The organism is Micromonospora krabiensis (assembly GCF_900091425.1).
GTDB classification, from domain to species: domain Bacteria; phylum Actinomycetota; class Actinomycetes; order Mycobacteriales; family Micromonosporaceae; genus Micromonospora; species Micromonospora krabiensis.
The window spans coordinates 3,984,824-4,003,919 of record NZ_LT598496.1 but is presented as its reverse complement, the minus strand read 5'-3'; the positions used below and the strand labels follow the sequence as shown (position 1 = coordinate 4,003,919).

The following is a 19,096-nucleotide window of genomic DNA, read 5'->3' as shown; positions in this document are numbered from 1 at the left end:
CGGCCGGTGGTCGCGGGACCGGGGGTCGCGGGCGTAGGGTCCCGCCCGTGAGCCTCTTCGGAACCGGACGACCACCCGGCTGGCCGGTCGTCCTGGTGGACGGGCCGGTGGTGCTGCGACCGTACCGGCGGTCGGACGCGGCCGCCTGGTCGGAGGTGCGCCGCGCCAACCAGAGTTGGCTGGCTCCGTGGGAGGCGGCGCTGCCCGGTGACTGGGACGAGCTGAACTCCCCGGCCGCGTTCCGCTGGGTGCAGCGCGACCAGCGTCGCTCGGCGCGTACCGGCGAGGGGATGCCGTTCGCGGTCTGCCTGCGTGAGGGCGGTCAGGAGCGGCTGGTCGGGCACCTCAACGTCGGCAGCATCGTGCGGCGGGCGTTCTGCTCCGGCTACGTGGGCTACTGGGTGGACCACCGGGTGGCCGGCCGTGGGGTGATCCCGACCGCGCTGGCGCTCGCCGTCGACCACGCCTTCGGCGCGGGTGGCCTGCACCGGGTGGAGGTCAACATCCGGCCGGAGAACCGGCCGTCCCGGCGGGTGGTGGAGAAGCTCGGGTTTCGCGAGGAGTCGTACCACGTGCGCTACATGCATATCGACGGTGCGTGGCGGGACCACATCGGATATGCGATGACCAGCGAGGAGGTCGCCGCCGAGGGCGGTCTGCTCGCCCGCTGGCACCGGGTGCGCGCCGCCGCGAGGTGAACCGTCCCACGGACGGGATCGGCGCGGCGCGCGGGCATACCGGACGGTCGCCCGTAACCTCAAGTAACTGCAAGCTGTGGCAAGCGCTGTTCGCCCGCACGATCCACGGGACTGACGCCGATCGGTGAAAGATCCTGCGGCCGAGTGGCGGTTGCCCCGAATTCGGTGACGGGAGGGGTGAGGGTGCCGACCTCGGTGCTCCTCGCCGTCCTCGCCGCCGCCGGCCTGCTCGCCCTCGCTCCGGCGCTCGTCCGCCGGTACGACGCCACCGAGCGGCTGGTGGCGGAGCGGGCGCAGTCGACGGCGCGGGTGCTCCAGCGCCAGCGCCGCCGCCGGACTGTGCCGGGGCGGCGGCCGGTGCGTCCACCCCGATCTCTCGTTGTCACTCTGAGTGAGAATCCGACTACGGGCGGTCTCGCCGCCCCGATCTCCGCGCCGCCCGCCGCGCCCGTGTCGGCGGGCCGGTCCGGCCGTCCCGGTCGGCTGCGCGCGGTCCCGCCCGCCCCGAAGCGGGCGCGCCGCCGGCCACCACCCCGTCGGCACACCCCCGCCGTCTACCGGCGTCGGCGGGTGCTCGCCGCCCTGCTGCTGCTCAACGTGGTCGAGTTGGTCGGCGTGATCGTGGTCGGCCCCGGATTCTGGATCAGCGTCTCGGTGACCGGCACGCTGCTGATCGCGTACGTCGGGCACCTCCGTCAGCGGGCCATCGCCGACCAGCGGCGGCGGCGCGCGCGGGCCCGTGAGGCGGCCTGGCTGGCCGCCCGACAGGCCGAGGTGCGGCGGGAGCAGGCCCGTCGGGCGGCGGCCCGCCGGGAGGCGCAGCGCCGGCTGGCGGCCCAGCGGGAAGTCGTACGACGGGCCGCCATGGGCCTGGACCGGCCGGCCGACCTGCCGGCGGCGGCGAACGGCGGTTCGGTCTCGTACCGGCGCTCGGGCGGGCTCCGTGGCCGCCCCTACCAGTCCGGCCGCACCAGCCACCCCGCCTGAGTCCCGTCCCTTCCCCGCTCCCGCTGGCGGGGACGGCGTGGCGGGCGGGGGCGATTCGCTTCCGGGGTGCCCGACCTGTTAGCCTTGTCGCCGGCCCGCCCGGTGACAGCCGGGTGGGACCGAAGCCGGTTCGCCGGCGGAGGGGCTGTGGCGCAGACCGGTAGCGCACCTCGTTCGCATCGAGGGGGTCAGGGGTTCAAATCCCCTCAGCTCCACCCAGTCGAAAAGGCCGTTTCCCAAGGTGGGAGACGGCCTTTCAACGTCCGACCGCCCCACGCGCGGTGCTGCCCCGACGCGCTGCCGTCCCGACGCGCTGCCGTCCCGGCGCGCTGCCGTCCCGGCGGTGATCAAGAGGTTTGCGTCAGGAATCGGTTCGCGGATGACGCAAACCTCTTGATCACCGGGGCGGGGCGGGGCGGGGCGGGGCGGGGCGGGGGGTGGGAGCGGGTGGGGTGGGTCAGCCGAGCTTCCATTTTTGGTGGGCCTCGCCGGTGCACTGCCAGATCTGCAGCGGGGAGCCGTTCTCCGTGTGGTGATCGAAAACGTCGACGCAGCGGTCGGCGCGCACGTTGACCAGGTCGTACGCCTTGTTCAGGGTGAACTTCTGCGACGCGGCGCCAGTGCAGTCGGCCAGCAGCACGGCCGCCCCGTCCGACGTCGAGTGTCCGGCGACGTCGAGGCACTTGCCCAGGGCGCGGACGGTGCCGTCGGAGGGGAACGTCCACAGCTGCCCGGCCGTCCGACGGCAGTCCCAGATCTGGAGCTGCACGCCGCTGGTGGCCTTGCCGCCCGGGACGTCGATGCAGCGGTCACTGGCGAAGCCCACGATCGGCTTGCCGGTGGGTGCGTTGGGGGACGACGACGCCGTCGACTGCCGGGGGCTCGACGGCGCGCCGTCGCCCGTACCCGGTGACGGCTGCTCGGCCCCCGTACGGCCGGGCGTCGGCTGGCCCGGCCCGCTGCTCGGCGGGGCGTCGGCGGATCGGGACGGCGCGCCGGCCAGCGGCAGGCCCTGGAAGCCGTCCGTGATGAGCGTGAAGAGACTGCGGCTCGTCGACCACTCGGCCGCCGGAGTGGTCCACCCGAGGGTGTACGCGTGCCCGTTGTTGCCGACGAACAACCGGTTCACGGCGTGCCTCGGCGTGCCGTCCGGGCCGTCGTACGTCCACTCCCACTCGGCGGCCCGTACCTGATAGGGAACCGCGCCGAGGCGGACCTGTCGGTAGCCGTCGTACCGCTTGCGCTCCGCCTTCTCCCGCGCCCGCAGTTCGGTGGTCGGGTTGGCGGGCACGGTTCGCACTTCGCCGACGACGAGCACCCGGCCGCCGTCCGGCTCGCGGAACTCGGTCCGCTCACCGTCGCGTTCGGCCACCCAGCCGTCCGGCACGGGTACGAGGAACCGGGGGTCGTCCCGGTGGTAGTGCCAGCCGGCGGGCGGTGGCGGCAGGACGCGGGACACCGGCGTGTCGGCGAGCGCGGTCGGGCTGGGCAGTTGGGCCGCCGGGTTGTCGGTGGCCGTGCCGGGCAGCCCGCCGTACCGGAGCGAGGCGCCCACCGCCCCGGCGAGCAGGAGCGCCGCGGCGAGGGATCCGACGAGCCAGCTCCGACGCCGCCGGTCCGGTGCCCGGGCGGGCAGGACGTCGACGGTGCCGGCAGCGGCGCCCCCGCCGCCGACCGTGCCCACGCTGCCCACCACACCCCGGTCGGCGCCGCCCGCGTCCGCGGGCGCGTTCGGCGTGCTGGAGCGGAACTCCGGCACGATCAGCGGGCGGGGCGTCTCGCCGGACCCGACCCGAGTGACCGGAGCGTCCAGCGTGGGCGATCCGACCTCGGCGCCGGCCAGGCCCGGCGGGACCGTGCCGGCCAGGCCCGCCGGGTTCGGCGGGATCGTTCCGGCCGGGTCGGCGGCGGCCGTGCGCAGCAGGCGGTCCGCCTCCCCGGCGTCGATCCGCTGCTGCGGGTCCCGCCGGAGCAGCCCGTCGAGCAGTTCGGTCAGCACGCCGGCGCGCTGGGGCGGTGGCGGGGCCTCGGTGGCGAGCGCGGCCAGCGTCGCGATCGGGGTGGAGCGGTGGTACGGCGTCCGGCCCTCGACCGCCGCGTAGAGGGTGGCGCCGAGCGACCAGAGGTCGGCGGCGGGGCCCACGGCGCCGTCGGTGGCCCGTTCGGGGGCGAGGAACGCGGGCGAGCCGAGCACCATCCCGGTCTGTGTCACGCGGGGGTCGCCGGGGAGGGTGGCGAGCCCGAAGTCGGTCAGCACCACGCGGCCGTCGTCGGCGAGCAGCACGTTGGCCGGCTTGACGTCGCGGTGCAGGATGCCGGCCCCGTGGGCGGCGCGCAGCGCGGCGAGCACGCCGAGCCCGATCCGGGCGACGCGGGCCGGTGGCATCGGCCCCTCGGCCTCGAGCGCCTGGTGCAGGGAGCGGGACGCCACCAACTCCATGACGATCCACGGGTCGTCGTCGGAGTGCAGGACGTCGAAGACGCGTACGACGTTCACGTGGTCGAGGCGGGCGACGGCCCGGGCCTCCCGCAGTGAGCGTTCGCGGAGGTCCCGGCGCTCCTCGTCGCGGAGCCCGGCCGGTGCCACCAGCTCCTTGATGGCCACGTCCCGTTCGAGCATTTCGTCGCGGGCCTGCCAGACGCGGCCCATTCCGCCCTGACCGAGCGGGCGTACCAGACGGTAACGATTGGCAATGAGCTGTGGAGAGGTGCCGGACACGGCGAGACGGTACCTGGCGTTGATTACGAGACCCATTGTTGCGGCCCGCCAAATTGGCGACAGTTGGCTATGTCACAGCAGGTCGGACGGGTTTCCCGAGCGGTCATCCGGGGCGGAACGCGGCTTTTCGTACGACCGCTGTCGCCCACCGCATTGTTACCGGCGCGTAGGCGATGGAATGGCGAAAAGGTTCGGTGGAAATCGAATCATCTGGTGGACGACATCGGTAGTTCCTGGGCGATTAGTGTCCCTCCGGGGTTGATGAGTCCCCAAGATCTGCGGTGTCGGTCCGGGGTCGCGAGGGCTGGACGGCGCTGTGCCCAGTCTCGCGACGGCTGCCGGTGGGGCGGGGGCCGGGGTGTGGAGACGGGATGCCGGCTGGTCGGCTCACAAATGAGGCGACTCTGCGAGCGAAGCCCGGATTACAGTTTCTCCGCGAATTTGAGAAAAATCATTCGGCGGCCCACCGTCGCAGGTCAGGTGCCGGATCGAGCGACCAGACTTAAGTAAGACCTAAGCGATTATGCCTCGATTTCAAGGGTGCCGGAACCGTATTCTTCCGAACCGGAAGAAAGGTGCTCCCCTCGATGATCAGGCGACTCGATTCACGGAAACTCCGACCGGTGGCGGCGGTCCTGCTGCTCAGCGTGGCCCTGACCGCCGGCTGCAAGGACCAGGTGACGACCCCCGGCGCCGCCGGTCCGTCGGCCTCCACCGGGCTCGGCTCGGGCGACGCGGCCGACCCGGTCCAGACCTCGGCCAGCCCGTCGGCCGGCGCACCGGCCGGCTCGCCGACGCCCAGTGCGAGCGCCGGCTCGCCCAAGCCGCCGGCCGCCGCCCGGCCCCCGGTCAACAAGGGTGGCTGGATCGTCATCGACCAGGCGGCTCAGGCGGCCCGGACGAAGGCGTTCTTCGCCCGCAAGCCGAAGCCGGTCACCGGCAACCCGGTCAAGGTGCCCGAGTTCAACGTCGGCTGCAAGGTCAGCCACCACAACAACGACGATCCGATCGTCGCTCCCGGGCTCGTCGGCGCGTCGCACAACCACACGTTCTTCGGCAACCGGTCCACCGACGCCGGCTCGACCTACGAGTCGCTGATGGCCTCCACCCGCACCAGCTGCAACGTCGGCGACGATCACTCCGCCTACTGGATCCCGACCCTCCTCCAGAACGGCAAGCCGGTCGACCCGAAGGAGGTGACCGTCTACTACGGCTCCCGGCTGAAGGACCCGAGCAAGACCCAGCCCTTCCCACCCGGCCTGCGGATGATCACGGGTGACGCGAAGAAGCAGACCGACACGCCCGACAAGCAGGGCAACCACTTCTGGTGCGCGGGCATCGGCGGCGAGACCGGCCGGACGGCCGACGGCCTCTTCCCGATCTGCGCGAAGACGGCCAACCTGGTCCGCCAGGTCACCTTCTTCGACTGCTGGGACGGCAAGCACCTGGACAGTCCGGACCACAAGTCGCACATGGCGATGGGCGACCACACCGGCGCCTGCCCGAAGAGCCACCCGGTGCCGGTCCCGTCGGTGTCGTTCGTGATCGGCTACCCGTTGAACACGAACACCAACGGCATCACCCTCGCCTCGGGTACGTCGTTCTCGATGCACGCCGACTTCTTCAACGCCTGGGAGGACGACGCGCTGGCGGCCCGCGTCCGCAACTGCCTCAACCAGGGCGTGAAGTGCGACTCGGCGGGCAACTTCTAGCGCGGCGGCCGGAGCGGACGATCTCCGGCTGAGGCGCGGCGTGGTCTCCGGTGGTGCGCTCGGCGACGAGCGGAACCCGACACCCCGGAGACCCGTCGCGTCCGCCAGCCCAACCCGCGACGACGTGGCCGGCCGCGAGGCCGGAGCCACCCACGAGGACCGGGAACAGGCCGCGAGAGGTCAGCGCAGTGGGAGGACGGCGGCGGTGCGGACCAGCCCGTCCGCCACGACGAAGCGGCCGTGCACCCTGCCCGGCGGGTCCTCGACCGGCGCGGCGGCGAGCCGGGCCGGCGCGATCCGGGCGGTGAACGTGCCGGCGTCCGGGTCCAGCTCCACGTGCGCGTCGGTGAAGTCGAGCCAGGTGCCGACCACCGGGTGCCAGACCTTGTAGACGGTCTCCTTCGCACTGAACAGGACCGCCGGCCAGGAGATCCCGCCGGGCAGCGCGACCAACCGCTCCTCCTCCTCGGGCAGGCAGATCATCCGGCGTACGCCCTCGTTGAGCTCGCGGTGCTGCTCGGCGTCCATCCCGACGGAGCGGACGGCGGTGACGTGGGCCGCGGCGGCCGCGCAGTACCCGCGGGTGTGGGTGATCGTCCCGACCACGCCCGACGGCCAGACCGGTGACCGGTCGGCGGCCGCCACCACGGCGGCCGGCGGCAGCCCGAGTGTCGTCATGGCCCGTCGGGCGCACACCCGACCGGCGGTGAAGTCCCGCCGCCGGCCCTCGACGGCCCGCTCGCTGAGGCAGGCCTGCTCGGCCGCCAGCAGCTGCCCGGTCCAGTCGTCGGGCCCGGCGACGGCCACCGCGACCTCCGGTGGCAGCAGCTCACGCACGGGAGGCCCCCGGTCCGACCGGCGGCCGTCCCGCGACGGCGGCGGCCGGTTGCGTCGGATGCGGGTGTCCGGGCATCTGGGAGCGGTCCCTCCGGTCGAGCGTCGGGTATCTGACTGCCACGAGTGGCGAAAGTACCGCAACCATGTAACACCGGATGGTTCCGGAGCGCTGATCCGGCGGCAGCCGGACCATGGCTGCCGCGACAGCGGTCGATCCAGGTCGGGCAGTGGCCCCGGCCCCGTCAGGATCCGGAGAGGGAGCGCGATGACCGGTGCGGAAGCGTCCAGCCCGCGGAGCGACGAACACGCCCCGCTGACGCCGGGCTGGAGCTGCGGTTCCTGCGGTGACGAGTGGCCGTGCGCGACGAAGCGCGCCCGGCTCCTGGAGGAGTACGGGGACCGGGCGATGCTCAGCGTCTACCTGGGCTCCTGTCTCGCCGCCGCCAGCGAGGACCTGCGTACCGCACCGGTGGCGTCCCTCCAGGACCGGTTCATCGGCTGGCTGCCCCGCGGCCCGCGTACCCGATGACGGTTCCGCCGTCCGGCGCCGGGGCACGGCGCCGGACGGCGGTGGTGTTCAGGGCCTGACCCTAGGGGCGTCGGGGGCGTCGGGTCAGCGCGAAGCCGACCACCCCGGCCACGGCGGCGAGGATCCCGCCGACGCCGGTCCAGATCCACCGGGAGCCCAGCGCGGGCAGCAGGTCGGCCAAGCCGCTGTCCTGCTCCTCGTCCGTCGCGGCGGACGCGGTGGCGGCGTCCTCCGAGAGCAGGGCACCGGCGCGGGTGTTCGGCACCAGCGGCGCGGCGAGTTCACCGTCGTCGGCGGGGGCGCCGCCGTCGCCGTCCGCGCTGACCAGCAGGTCCACGTCGATGGGCGCGCCCAGGTCGGGCTCCGGCAGGTCGACGACCGACAGCCGGACGTAGTACGTGCCAGGAAGCGGGTCGGCCGACCACGGCTCGGCCCAGGGCCGTACCTCGCGGAGGGTGCAGCCGAGCGACACGGTCCCGCTCGCCGCCTCGACGGTCGGGGTCTGCGCCCCCGCGGTGCAGGCCTGCCGGCGACGGAGCCCGTCGAAGACCTCCACCGTCCAGGTGGACGCCCCGCTGCGGTTGCGCGGGAACGTCACGGTCGCGGTGATGTCGTGCACCTGCCCGGCCGCCGCGGTGAACGACCAGTAGAGGTGGTCACCGGTGGAGGCGCCGACCCGGACCGGCTGACCGGCGTTGATGGCGGTGGCGGTGAGGAACGACGTGCCCGCCCGGGTCACGGTCTGCGCGCCGGGCGAGGGGGTGGGCGCGGGCGTCGCGTCCGCGGCGGCGGCCGTGGGCAGCAGCGTGGCGCCGGCGACGGCGAGCAGCGCCACCGTCGACCTCAAGGGGGTACGCACGCTCACTTCTCCCTCCAGGTGGCTACCCACCAGCGGGTGAGCAGGCCGGTCACCAGGCCGGTGAGCAGACCGGCGACGGTCAGCAGGGCCAGCAGCACCCAGCCCCGGCCGAGGTCCGGCCCGCGCGGGTCGGGTGCCGCGGCCACCACGTCGACGGTCAGTTCGACGGGCATTCCCGGCGTCAGCCCGGTGCCGGCGCGGGGGGCGAACGAGTTGCTGACCACCAGGCAGACCAGCTCCGCCGGGGCGGGCACGTCGGCGTCGCGCTCCTCGGTGTCGCGGTCCTCGGGCTCGTCGCCGGACCAGCGCAGGCCGGCGGAGACGACGTCCGCCCGGCCGCTGCCCGCGTCCGCGCCGCGGACCAGTTCGCGGCCGTCCTGGGCGACGGCCCGCAGCAGTACGCCGTAGTCGCGGTTGACCGGCCGGTCCAGCGCCATGCTGACCGACGCCCGCAGCTCCTGGCCCGGTCGCACCGGAACCCGGTACCAGCGGTGCTCGGAGAACGTCTCCCGGTCGGTGTAGACGCCGGGCCCGAGCACCGGGGCACCCGGGCAGGCGTTGCCGCCGCCGACGACGGTGGGCGTCCGGGTGTACGTCTCACCGGCCCGCTCGACCAACTGCTTGATCCGCCCGGTCAGCTCCTCGGTGCTCTGGGCGGCCGTGTACGTGCCGCCGGTCGCGCTCGCGATGCAGAGCAGCTGTCGGCGTACCTTCTCGTCGGGGGCGAGGCCGAGCGTGTCGACCACCAGCCGGGTACCCTGGGCGGCGAGTTCCCGGGCGACGTCGCAGGGGTCGGGCGGGGCGCAGGTGTCCTCGCCGTCAGTGATCAGCACGATCCGTCGGGTGGTGGCACCCGTGCCGAGGTCCTCGGCGGCCTTGCGCAGGGCGAGCCCGACCGGGGTGAAGCCGGTCGGCCGCAGGGTGGCCACCGCCGCCTTCGCCTCGGTCCGGTCGACCGGGCCGACCGGCACGATCTGCTGGGTGTCCTGGCAGCCGACCTTCTTGTCCTTGCCCTGGTAGGTGGCGCCCAGCACCCGGATGCCGAGCTGCGTCTCCGCCGGCAGCGCGTCGACGACCTCGTTGAACGCCTGTTGGGCGACGGAGATCCGGCTGCGGCCGTCGATGTCGCGGGCGCGCATCGACCCGCTGACGTCGAGCACCAGTTCGACGCGGGGTGGCTCGGGGGGTGTCGGCTCGTCGGCCGCGGCGGGCGCGGGCCCGAGCAGCGCGGAGACCACCAGAAGTCCGACGAGGACCGTGGTGGATCGTCTTGAGTTGATCACCGGCGCAGTGTAGGAGCAGTCCACTTAGGATGATCGTCGGGGTGGGCCGCCGTGCGACCGACCGCTGTGGACGACCGGACCCGACTCCGCGCACGCGGTGACGCTGGGTCAACCTGCGCTTCTTCCGAGTTATCGGGCTGGTATCCGTCAGAAATCTGACCCAAGTCGACCCGTTGTGCCGGTGGTGCGGGGTGGTTAAGCTTCTCTTGCGCGCCCCAATCGCCCGCTTCCCCCGTGGCAGGCGATCGGGGCGCGCGTCTTTGTCCAACGGGCCCGCACGCCGATGCGTACGGGCCCGTTGTCGTTCGGCCGTCCCGGTGCCGCCGCGCCGTGCCCGGAACGCGGGCACGGGCGCGCGACGAGGCCGGTCAGATCCAGCGACCGTCCAGCCACATCCGGGCGGACCAGTCCGCGTACGGGATGACCCGGCCCACGAAGATCGGATAGAAGTACGCGAAGCAGAGCGCGACCAGCAGCACGTACGCGCCCACGACGACGCCCCCGATGACCCGGCGGTCGTGCGCGGCCTCCGCCGGCACGGGCGCTCGGACCGCACCGGCACCCGCCTCGGCGGGCGAGATGATCGCCCCGAGCACGTAGACCACCGCCAGCACCAGGAACGGCAGGGCCGGCGCGGTGTAGAACGAGAACATCGTCCGACCGTCCAGGGCGAACCAGAACCACGGCAGCAGGCCGGCCGCCACGGTCAGCAGGATCGCCCCGGCCCGCCAGTCCCGCCGGGCGACACCGAGCCAGGCCAGCGCCACCAGTGCCGGCAGGAACGACCACCAGAGCAGCGGCGTGCCGAGCAGCAGGATCTCCGCCGCGCAGCTGGCCGCCCCGCAGCCGCCGTCGCCCGACCAGTAGAACGCCACCGGCCGTCCCAGCAGCAGCCACTGCCAGGGCCAGGACTGGTACTTGTGCGGGTCGTCGAGGCCGGTGTGGAAGCCGTACGCCGCCTTGTGGTACTCGAAGAGGTTGATCAGCGGCCCGACCACCGGGGCGTCGCTGAGCGGGGCCCCGGGATAGTTGGCCGCGAGCCGGTAGTAGCCGCCGTCGGTGAGCAGCCAGCCCGACCAGGTGGCCAGGTAGGTGCCGACCATCAGCACACCGGCCAGCGCGAACCAGGGCAGCTCGTCGAGCACGGCGTCCCGCCACGGCCGGCGGACCCCCGCCGACCGGCGCACGCCGACCTCCCAGAGGAGCACCAGCAGGGCGAACGCCGGCACGAAGTAGAGCGCGCTCCACTTCACCGCGCAGGCACAGCCGAGCAGCACACCGGCCGCGAGCCGCCACCACGGCCAGTTCCGCCAGTCGGTCGCCGGCCGGCCCGCGCGCCCGGGCCGGGTGGGGTCGAGGCCGGCCTCCAGCGCCCGCTCCCAGCGCCGGCGCCGCGCGTCGCGGTCGAGAACCAGGGCGCCGAACGCGGCCAGCACGAAGAAGAGCAGGAAGATGTCGAGCAGCGCGGTGCGGGACAGCACGAGGTGGAAGCCGTCCAGGGCGAGCAGCAGGCCGGCGGCGCAGCCCAGCGCGGTGGACCGGAACATCCGCCGGCCGATCCGCACCAGCAGCAGCACGGACAGCGTGCCGATCACGGCTGCCGAGAAGCGCCACCCGAACTCGGGTGACGTGGTCACCAGGTGCCCCGGCACCGAGACGCGACTCTCCGGGTCCTGGTAGCCGAAGGCCCACTCGCCGAGGCCGATGAGCCACTTGCCCAGCGGCGGGTGCACGACGTACGACGGGTTGCCGTCCTTGTAGTTCCACTCGAAGCCGCGGTCGATCAGCCCGTACGCGTCCCGCGCGTAGTAGACCTCGTCGAAGATCTTGCCGCCGGGGGAGGACAGGCCCACGAAGCGGAGGATCCCGGCGATCAGCACCACGACGCCGGTGGCCAGCCACGACCAGGCGTCGAGCCCCGCGTCGACGGTCGCCAACCGGCGGCGGACCACCCCGGGGAGGCCACCGCCGTCGGCCCGGGGCGCGGCCGTCGTCCCGGCCGACCCGTCATCGGCCGTACGCCCGGTCTCGGCGGCTCGCCCCACGAGATCCTCCGACTCGGCCCGACCGGTGCCCGCGCTCTGTGCTGTCGACGCACTCGTCACCCGGGAATCGTAGGCTGCGATGGTGACCGGTGGCGCCCGTCGTCCCCGATACCGGAACGGCTGTCGACCGAGGAGCACAACCTGTGGGTGAAATGTCGGACGTCGGCCGCCTCGTCCTCCTCGGCGCGCCGCTCGGAAACCCGGCCGACGCGTCCACCCGGTTCCGCGAGGTGCTCGCCAGCGCCGACGTGGTCGCCGCCGAGGACACCCGCCGGCTCACCCGGCTGGCCCGGGACCTCGACGTCACCATTCCCGGGCGGATCGTCTCCTACTTCGAGGGCAACGAGGAGCGGCGTACGCCGGAGCTGGTCGAGGTGATCCAGGCCGGCTACCTGGTGGCGCTGGTCACCGACGGGGGCATGCCGAGCGTCTCCGACCCCGGCTACCGGCTGGTCCGGGCCGCCCTCGACGCCGGCGCGCCGGTCACCGCGGCGCCCGGGCCGAGCGCCGTCACCACCGCCCTCGCCCTCTCCGGCCTGCCCTGCGACCGGTTCTGCTTCGAGGGGTTCCTGCCCCGCTCACCCGGCGCCCGGCGGTCCCGCCTGCGGGAGCTCGCCACCGAGCCGCGCACGCTGGTCATCTTCGAGGCGCCGCACCGCGTCGCCGGGGCGCTGGCCGACCTGGCGGACGCGTTCGGCGCCGACCGGCCGGCCGCGCTGTGCCGAGAGCTCACGAAGACGTACGAGGAGGTGCTCCGCCGGCCGCTCGGCGACCTGGCCCGCTGGGCCGCCGAGGGGGAGCCGCGCGGGGAGATCACTCTGGTGGTGGCCGGCGCCCCGGAGACGCCGGCCGAGCGCCCCGACGACGACGCCCTGAAGGCGGAGGTGGCCGAGCGCGAGTCCGCCGGCCTGTCCCGCCGCGACGCGATCAGTGAGGTGGCCACGCGGCACGGGCTGCGCCGGCGCGACGTCTACACCGTCGTCCACCGCTGACACGTCGGCCTGGTTCACCAGGCGGCGGCGAGAAACCCGAGGGTGATCAGCGCCGGCCCGCCGAACGCGGCGCCGACCGCGCAGCGTCGAGCCCGGCGGTCGCCCAGCCGCGTGGCACCGGTCCACCGGGCGATCCCGGCGCCGCAGGCGGCCACCATCAGCAGGCCGAGCATCCAGCGCAGGTGCCGGGCCAGGCCCCGGTCGGCGTACGCGGTGTCGCCGTCCGGGCCGGTCATCCGGGCGGGCAGGGTCGCGCCCGGTGCGGCCCGCTCTGCCGGTACGCCGCTGATCCGTACGCCGTGCGCGAGAAAGCGACCCTCGTCGGCGGTGAAGATGCCCCGGCAACGCTGGGTGAGCCCGCCGCCGGTGCAGTCGGAGATCGCGACCCGGCCCTCCGTCGAGTGGCCCAGCGCCAGCCAGAGCGGCCCGGCGCTGACCCAGGCGAAGAACGCCGCGACGAGACTCAGCGCCAGCAGCGCGGCGAGCCCGGGTAGGGGGTCGGGCGGGTGGGTCGCCCGCGCCCGCCGCCGACGGGTCGGATCGTCCCGTTCCCGCTCCGGTTCGGCCCGGATCGGGGTGCCGTCCCAGTGCACCTCCTCGATGGGGGCCCAGAACGTCGAGTCGTCCTCCTTCGCCGTACCGCCGGCGGTGGCGCGCCCGCCGCGGTGCCACCGCTTCGGCTGGCGGACCGGCACCCGGCGGGGCAGGGCGTCCAGCGGCGCCCCGGTGGTCGGCTCCACCTCGACCGGGGCCACCCCGGCCTGCGCGGAAGGGTCCTCGGTGTCCGGTCCGGCCCCGGCGGTGCCGCCCGGAGACCCGGGAAGCGTCGGCGCTGGCGCCGGAGCCGGCACGACCGGTCCGGTCGCCGCGTTCCGCCGCCCGCGCCGGGCCTGGGCCGGCGCGGGCGGCGGCGGTGCGGACCCGTCCGGCGTCGCCGGGCCGTCGTGCCGCGGTCGGTGCGGCGGTGCGGTCCGGTCGGGCGGGGCCTGGCCCTGGTGCGGGCCCGGCTGGTGCGGCGGTGGCGGCCGGTCCGGCGCGGACCGGTTGTCGGCGACCGCGGCCCCGGAGGGCTGGTCGTCGGGCTTCCGGGCCGATCGTCTGCCAGTCACGACGTTCATTGCACCCCTAACGGGGAGCGGATCCGGGCAGCTGAGGCGCGTGTCGGCGACAAATCGGACCAAAGGGGGAGGGGTGTCCGCCTGATCGCCGACCGGCGACGCCCCGGCACCCCTATTGGTTCGCGACCGCCCGGCGGGGGTCACTAGGCTTGCTGGTCATGAGTCACGTTCTCGCGGCGGTTGCCTGGCCGTACGCCAACGGCCCGCGCCACATCGGCCACGTCTCCGGTTTCGGCGTTCCCTCCGACGTCTTCAGCCGGTACATGCGGATGGCCGGCCACGACGTGCTCATGGTCTCCGGCACCGACGAGCACGGCACGCCGATCCAGGTGCAGGCCGACGCCGAGGGGGTCACCCCGCGCGAGCTGGCCGACCGCTACAACCGGGTGATCGTGGAGGACCTGCACGGGCTGGGCCTGTCGTACGACCTGTTCACCCGCACCACCACCCGTAACCACTACGCGGTGGTGCAGGACCTCTTCGAGGGGATGTACCGCAACGGCTACATCGTGCCGAAGACCACCATGGGGGCGATCTCCCCGTCCACCGGCCGGACGCTGCCCGACCGCTACATCGAGGGCACCTGCCCGATCTGCGGCTACGAGAGCGCCCGCGGCGACCAGTGCGACAACTGCGGCAACCAGCTCGACCCGATCGACCTGATCAACCCGAAGTCGAAGATCAACGGTGAGACGCCGGAGTTCGTCGAGACCGAGCACTTCTTCCTGGACCTGCCCGCCCTCGCCGAGGTGCTGCGGCAGTGGCTGGACACCCGGGAGGGCTGGCGCCCGAACGTGCTGCGGTTCTCGAAGAACCTCCTCGACGACCTCCAGCCCCGGGCCATCACCCGGGACCTGGAGTGGGGCGTGCCGATCCCCCTGGACGGGTGGCGCGACCGGTCCGACAAGCGGATCTACGTGTGGTTCGACGCGGTCATCGGCTACCTGTCCGCCTCCATCGAGTGGGCGCGCCGCTCCGGCGACCCGGAGGCGTGGCGGCGCTGGTGGTCCACCGACGGCGAGGGCAAGGACGCCCAGACCTACTACTTCATGGGCAAGGACAACATCGTCTTCCACTCGGTCATCTGGCCGGCGCTGCTCGCCGGCTACTCCGGTGAGGGCGCCCACGACGGCGAGCCGGGCGACCTGGGCCGCCTCAACCTGCCCACCGAGGTGGTGTCCAGCGAGTACCTGACCATGGAGGGGCGCAAGTTCTCCTCGTCCCGGCGGGTCGTCATCTACGTCCGGGACTTCCTGGAGCGCTACGACGCCGACGCCCTGCGCTACTTCATCGCCGCCGCCGGGCCCGAGAGCAACGACACCGACTTCACCTGGGCCGAGTTCCTCCGCCGCAACAACGACGAGCTGGTCGCCGGCTGGGGCAACCTCGTCAACCGGTCGATCTCCATGGCGGCGAAGAACTTCGGCGAGATCCCGCCGGTCGACCCGGCCGGTCTCACCGAGGCGGACGAGGCGCTGCTCGCCACCGCCCGGGCCGGCTTCGCCACGGTCGGCGACCTGATCGCCAAGCACCGGCAGAAGCAGGCCATCGGTGAGGCGATGCGGGTGGTCGCCGAGGCCAACAAGTACCTGTCCGAGCAGGCGCCCTGGAAGCTGAAGGACGCCGCCGACAAGCCCCGGATGGGCACGATCCTGCACGTCGCCCTCCAGGTGGTCAGCGACGCCAACACGCTGCTCACCCCGTTCCTGCCGCACTCCGCGCAGAAGGTGCACGAGCTGCTCGGCGGTACGGGCGTCCACGCGCCGATGCCCCGGATCGTCGAGGTCTCCGACCTCGACGGCGGGCCGGCCTACCCGGTGCTGACCGGGGACTACACGCAGGGCGCGCGCTGGGAGTCCGTACCCCTGGCGGTGGGTCGGCCGCTCGCGGCGCCCAAGCCGGTGTTCCGCAAGCTCGACCCGTCGATCGTCGACGAGGAGTTGGCCCGGCTGGCCGGCTGAACGGACAGCACGGTGTGCGGCCCCGGGGAACCCCCGGGGCCGCACCCATCTCTGACGTCGGCCGGCCGCGCCCGAACCGGGCGCCGCCGGCGGGACGTCAGGCGCGAGCCATGGTCGGCGAGCCGATGAAGTCCATGATCGCCCTGTTGACCTCATTGGCGTTCGTCCACGGAAGGCCGTGCGGGGCACCCTTCAGGGTCACCAACTGGCTGCCGGCGAGCATCGGCTGCAGCCGCTGCCCGGTGCTCGCGTACGGCAGCACGTTGTCCTTGTCGCCCTGCACGATCAGCACCGGCACGTCGATGTTGGGCAGGTCGCCCCGGAAGTCGGTGAGCCACGCGTCGACGGAGTCGTACGTGCCCTTGGCCGAGGCCCGCGCGCCGATCTCCCAGTGCGCGCGGAACGCCTCCTCGCTGACCAGCTTGCCCTTGTTCTCGCTGTAGTTGAAGAACGCGTCGCAGAACTGCGTCAGGTAGGCGAAGCGGTCGGCGATGATCGCCTGCTGGAAGCCGTCGAAGAGGCTCTTGTCGACGCCCTCCGGGTTGTCCGCGGTCTTCAGCAGGAACGGTGCCAGCGGCGACAGCAGCACCGCCTGGCTCACCCGCTGCGACCCGTACGCGCCGAGGTAGCGGGTCACCTCACCGGTGCCCATCGAGTGGCCGACCAGGATCGTGTTGCGCAGATCCAGCTCGGTCATCAGCACGTCGAGGTCGGCGGCGAAGGTGTCGTAGTCGTACCCCATCGTCGGCTGTGCCGAGTTACCGAAACCGCGCCGGTCGTACGTGATGACCCGGTATCCGGCGTTCAGCAGCGGGATGGACACCTTCTCCCACGTCGCACCGTTGAACGGGAAGCCGTGGACCAGCACGATCGGCTGACCGGAGCCGTGGTCCTCGTAGTACAGGTCGATGGGCGCGGAGTTCTCCGTCCCCACGGTGATGAAGGGCATGCTCTTCTCCTGACGGGCTCGGGTTGTCTCCTCGCCCGGCGCATTCCCGGCCCACCCGGTGGTATGCCCGCCCGCGCTAGAGGGCGTACGGCACGTGGACGACCTGGTCGTCCGTCACCTCCGCGCCCGGGGCCCACACCTCGTAGACGCCCCGGTCATGGCACTGTGCGGCGGTCACCGCCACGGAGTCCGGATCGGGCCGCCGCAGCCGCAGCCGCAGCCAACCCGCCTCCTCGCGCAGCACCAGACACGACACACCACGCCAGGACGCGAAGCGCAGCCGCCGGGCCACCGCGTCCACCGGGTAGCGGGCCGCCCGGGTCATCGCCAGCACGCGGAAGCCGCCGGGCAGGTCGGCGACCGCCTCGTACTCGCTGTCGCCGTACCGGCCGACGAGTTGGGTGGCGCGGGGCGCGTCCCCGGTCGGCAGGTACTCCTGGTCGGGGGAGAGGCCCGGCACCGCGGCGATCAGGTGCCGCCACTGCGGGCCGACCATCCGCAGCCAGCCCCGCTGCTCGGCCTGGTAGCTGTAGAGCACCACCTCCACCCCGTCCGCCGGATAGGCGAGCAGGGTGGCGTTGGCCGGCATCGGCAGGTCGGCGAAATCCCGGGTGACGAACTCGGGGATCAGCTGGTTGCTGCTGGGCACGAAACCGGTGCCGAGCACCGGCGCCCCCAGCCGGTCCCGGGGCGGCAGCGCGCTCAGGCCCCGGTGCGCCTCGCCCACCGGCACGTCGTAGTCGACCGGGTCGGTGGCCCGCCAGCGCAGCGCGTACGTCACCTCGCCGCCGTCCCGGCCGACCTCGCCGTCCGTGCGCAACAGCGTCGTCGCCGACGGCGTACGCAGGTGGGCGACGTCGTACTCGCGATAGCAGAAGCCGTGCGGCAGCCAACCCCGCACGTACCCGGCGAGCTGACGGCCCGAGAGCAGCTTGACCATCCGGGTGCCCCGGCGGATCGTCGCCGACCCGCGTACCGCGACCAGCGTCGGGTCGTCGGCCGCGTCGGGGCGCTGACTGAGCTGGTGGACCTGCGCCCAGCCCCGCTCCCGGTGCACCGGCATCAGCAGCGGCGCCTCCGGCTCCTCACCCGGATCGGCCGCGCCGTGCACGGCGGTCACCTCGGTGACGTGGACGAACCGACGCCAGGGCAGGGCCGACCCCGGGCGGGGCGCCCACTCGAACCCGGCCACCTCGTCGGCGCTGAACAACTCGTACGCGGCCCCCCGGGCGATCTGCTCGGCCGGGTAGACGCCGCCGCCGTACGCCACCCGCAGCCCGGTCCGCTCGCCGGCGTCTCCGCTGGCCTGAGGAGTGACACTCATGCCGCACCTCGCTGTGCCCACGGCTCGCTCACGGGGGCGACCGTAGAGTCGCTCTGCGTGATCGAGGTGAACAGCGGGTGGCGGGCGGATGTCCACGGTCGGTGTGTGATCCTTTGGGTGATGACCGAGCCAACCGAACAGACGAGCGAGTCCCGCCGGGCGCGCGCGGCCCGGCGCGCCGGCGAGTTCCCGCCCGCGCCCGAGCCGTTGCCGAGCCCGGTGCTCGACAGCCACACGCACCTGGACATCACCGTCAGCGAGGCCGGTGTGCCCGGCGGCGGCCCCACCGACGACCCGGTCGGCACGGCCGTCGCGGTCGCCGCCGACGTCGGGGTCGACCGGCTGGTGCAGGTCGGCGTGGATGTCGCCTCCTCCCGCTGGGGCGCCGACGTGGCCGACCACCACCCGGCGGTCCTCGCCACGGTGGCCCTGCACCCGAACGAGGCGCCCCGCCTGGCCGACCTCGACGAGGCGCTGCGCGAGATCGAGACGCTCGCCGCCCGGGACCGGGTCCGCGGGATCGGCGAGACCGGCATGGACTTCTTCCGCACCGGCGACGAGGGCCGCGCCGCGCAGGAGGAGAGCTTCCGGGCCCACATCGCCATCGCGAAGCGCTACGGCAAGACGCTGGTCATCCACGACCGGGACGCGCACGCCGACGTGCTGCGCGTCCTCGACGACGAGGGCGCGCCGGACACCGTGGTCCTGCACTGCTTCTCCGGCGACGCGGACTTCGCCGCCGAGTGCGTCCGCCGGGGCTACCTGCTCAGCTTCGCCGGTACGGTCACCTTCGGCAGCGCCGGCGCGCTGCGCGAGGCCGCCGCCGTGACCCCGCTCGACCAGATCCTCGTGGAGACCGACGCCCCCTACCTGACGCCGATGCCGCACCGCGGCCGGCCCAACGCGTCGTACCTCATCCCGCTCACGGTCCGCTCGCTGGCCGCGACCACCGGCGCGGACCTCGACGAACTCTGCGCCGCCATCTCGGCGACCGGCGAGCGCGCCTTCGGCCCGTGGTGAAGCGCCCGCCGCGCCCGGCGGCCGTGCCGGGTCCCCTCCGGGCGACCCCGTCGAGCCGCATAC

At 73.6% G+C, this 19,096-nt stretch carries 15 protein-coding genes and 1 tRNA gene; 8 read left to right on the top strand and 8 right to left on the bottom strand.

What is annotated here, in order from left to right:
- Positions 1-47 precede the first annotated feature (47 nt).
- From GA0070620_RS18280 to GA0070620_RS18270, 3 genes are all read left to right on the top strand, one after another.
- Entirely contained in the window at positions 48-698 is a 651-nt protein-coding gene (locus tag GA0070620_RS18280; protein ID WP_091592540.1) for a GNAT family N-acetyltransferase, read from the top strand.
- 177 nt (positions 699-875) lie between these two features.
- The gene (sepX, locus tag GA0070620_RS18275) at positions 876-1,685 is read left to right on the top strand and encodes a divisome protein SepX/GlpR (protein WP_172836453.1); all 810 of its coding nucleotides are present in this window, start codon (positions 876-878) and stop codon (positions 1,683-1,685) included.
- 141 nt (positions 1,686-1,826) lie between these two features.
- Positions 1,827-1,900, top strand: a tRNA-Ala gene (locus GA0070620_RS18270).
- 242 nt (positions 1,901-2,142) lie between these two features.
- Here GA0070620_RS18270 and GA0070620_RS18265 read toward each other — a convergent pair.
- Positions 2,143-4,404, bottom strand: coding sequence for a serine/threonine protein kinase (locus GA0070620_RS18265; RefSeq protein WP_157741655.1), 2,262 nt, complete (start codon positions 4,402-4,404; stop codon positions 2,143-2,145).
- Positions 4,405-5,027: 623 nt separating this feature from the next.
- Between GA0070620_RS18265 and GA0070620_RS18260 the strand changes: the two genes are divergently transcribed.
- On the top strand, positions 5,028-6,116 hold the full coding sequence (locus tag GA0070620_RS18260) for a DUF1996 domain-containing protein (RefSeq protein WP_172836452.1): 1,089 nt from the start codon (positions 5,028-5,030) through the stop codon (positions 6,114-6,116).
- 180 nt (positions 6,117-6,296) lie between these two features.
- On the opposite strand, the gene GA0070620_RS18255 is transcribed toward GA0070620_RS18260, so the two are convergent.
- Positions 6,297-6,953, bottom strand: coding sequence for a 4'-phosphopantetheinyl transferase family protein (locus tag GA0070620_RS18255; protein ID WP_091592534.1), 657 nt, complete (start codon positions 6,951-6,953; stop codon positions 6,297-6,299).
- Between the two features lie 265 nt (positions 6,954-7,218).
- Between GA0070620_RS18255 and GA0070620_RS18250 the strand changes: the two genes are divergently transcribed.
- Positions 7,219-7,482 carry a hypothetical protein gene (locus tag GA0070620_RS18250; RefSeq protein ID WP_091592532.1) on the top strand — a complete coding sequence of 88 codons (264 nt, stop codon included), beginning with the start codon at positions 7,219-7,221 and terminating at the stop codon, positions 7,480-7,482.
- 61 nt (positions 7,483-7,543) lie between these two features.
- Here the strand turns inward: GA0070620_RS18250 and GA0070620_RS18245 are convergent, their stop codons facing one another.
- The 3 genes from GA0070620_RS18245 to GA0070620_RS18235 form a co-directional block, all read right to left on the bottom strand.
- Positions 7,544-8,341: a peptidase gene (locus GA0070620_RS18245; protein ID WP_091592529.1), complete on the bottom strand. Its 798-nt coding sequence runs from the start codon at positions 8,339-8,341 to the stop codon at positions 7,544-7,546.
- Between the two features lie 2 nt (positions 8,342-8,343).
- Positions 8,344-9,624: a VWA domain-containing protein gene (locus GA0070620_RS18240; RefSeq protein WP_091592527.1), complete on the bottom strand. Its 1,281-nt coding sequence runs from the start codon at positions 9,622-9,624 to the stop codon at positions 8,344-8,346.
- Positions 9,625-9,992: 368 nt separating this feature from the next.
- Entirely contained in the window at positions 9,993-11,576 is a 1,584-nt protein-coding gene (locus GA0070620_RS18235; protein WP_231922438.1) for a dolichyl-phosphate-mannose--protein mannosyltransferase, read from the bottom strand.
- Positions 11,577-11,812: 236 nt separating this feature from the next.
- Between GA0070620_RS18235 and rsmI the strand changes: the two genes are divergently transcribed.
- Positions 11,813-12,661 (top strand): 16S rRNA (cytidine(1402)-2'-O)-methyltransferase, encoded by an 849-nt coding sequence (rsmI, locus tag GA0070620_RS18230; RefSeq protein ID WP_091592525.1) that lies wholly within the window; start codon positions 11,813-11,815, stop codon positions 12,659-12,661.
- Positions 12,662-12,675: 14 nt separating this feature from the next.
- Here the strand turns inward: rsmI and GA0070620_RS18225 are convergent, their stop codons facing one another.
- Entirely contained in the window at positions 12,676-13,770 is a 1,095-nt protein-coding gene (locus GA0070620_RS18225; protein WP_231921835.1) for a hypothetical protein, read from the bottom strand.
- Positions 13,771-13,937: 167 nt separating this feature from the next.
- Here GA0070620_RS18225 and metG point away from each other — a divergent pair, with 167 nt between their 5' ends.
- Positions 13,938-15,740, top strand: a complete 1,803-nt coding sequence (gene metG / locus GA0070620_RS18220) for a methionine--tRNA ligase (protein WP_091592522.1) — start codon at positions 13,938-13,940, stop codon at positions 15,738-15,740.
- Positions 15,741-15,837: 97 nt separating this feature from the next.
- On the opposite strand, the gene GA0070620_RS18215 is transcribed toward metG, so the two are convergent.
- The gene (locus tag GA0070620_RS18215; RefSeq protein WP_091592521.1) at positions 15,838-16,689 is read right to left on the bottom strand and encodes an alpha/beta fold hydrolase; all 852 of its coding nucleotides are present in this window, start codon (positions 16,687-16,689) and stop codon (positions 15,838-15,840) included.
- 76 nt (positions 16,690-16,765) lie between these two features.
- On the bottom strand, positions 16,766-18,013 hold the full coding sequence (locus GA0070620_RS18210) for a hypothetical protein (protein ID WP_091592519.1): 1,248 nt from the start codon (positions 18,011-18,013) through the stop codon (positions 16,766-16,768).
- 120 nt (positions 18,014-18,133) lie between these two features.
- On the opposite strand from GA0070620_RS18210, the gene GA0070620_RS18205 reads away from it, so the two are divergent.
- The gene (locus GA0070620_RS18205; RefSeq protein WP_172836451.1) at positions 18,134-19,033 is read left to right on the top strand and encodes a TatD family hydrolase; all 900 of its coding nucleotides are present in this window, start codon (positions 18,134-18,136) and stop codon (positions 19,031-19,033) included.
- Positions 19,034-19,096 lie beyond the last annotated feature (63 nt).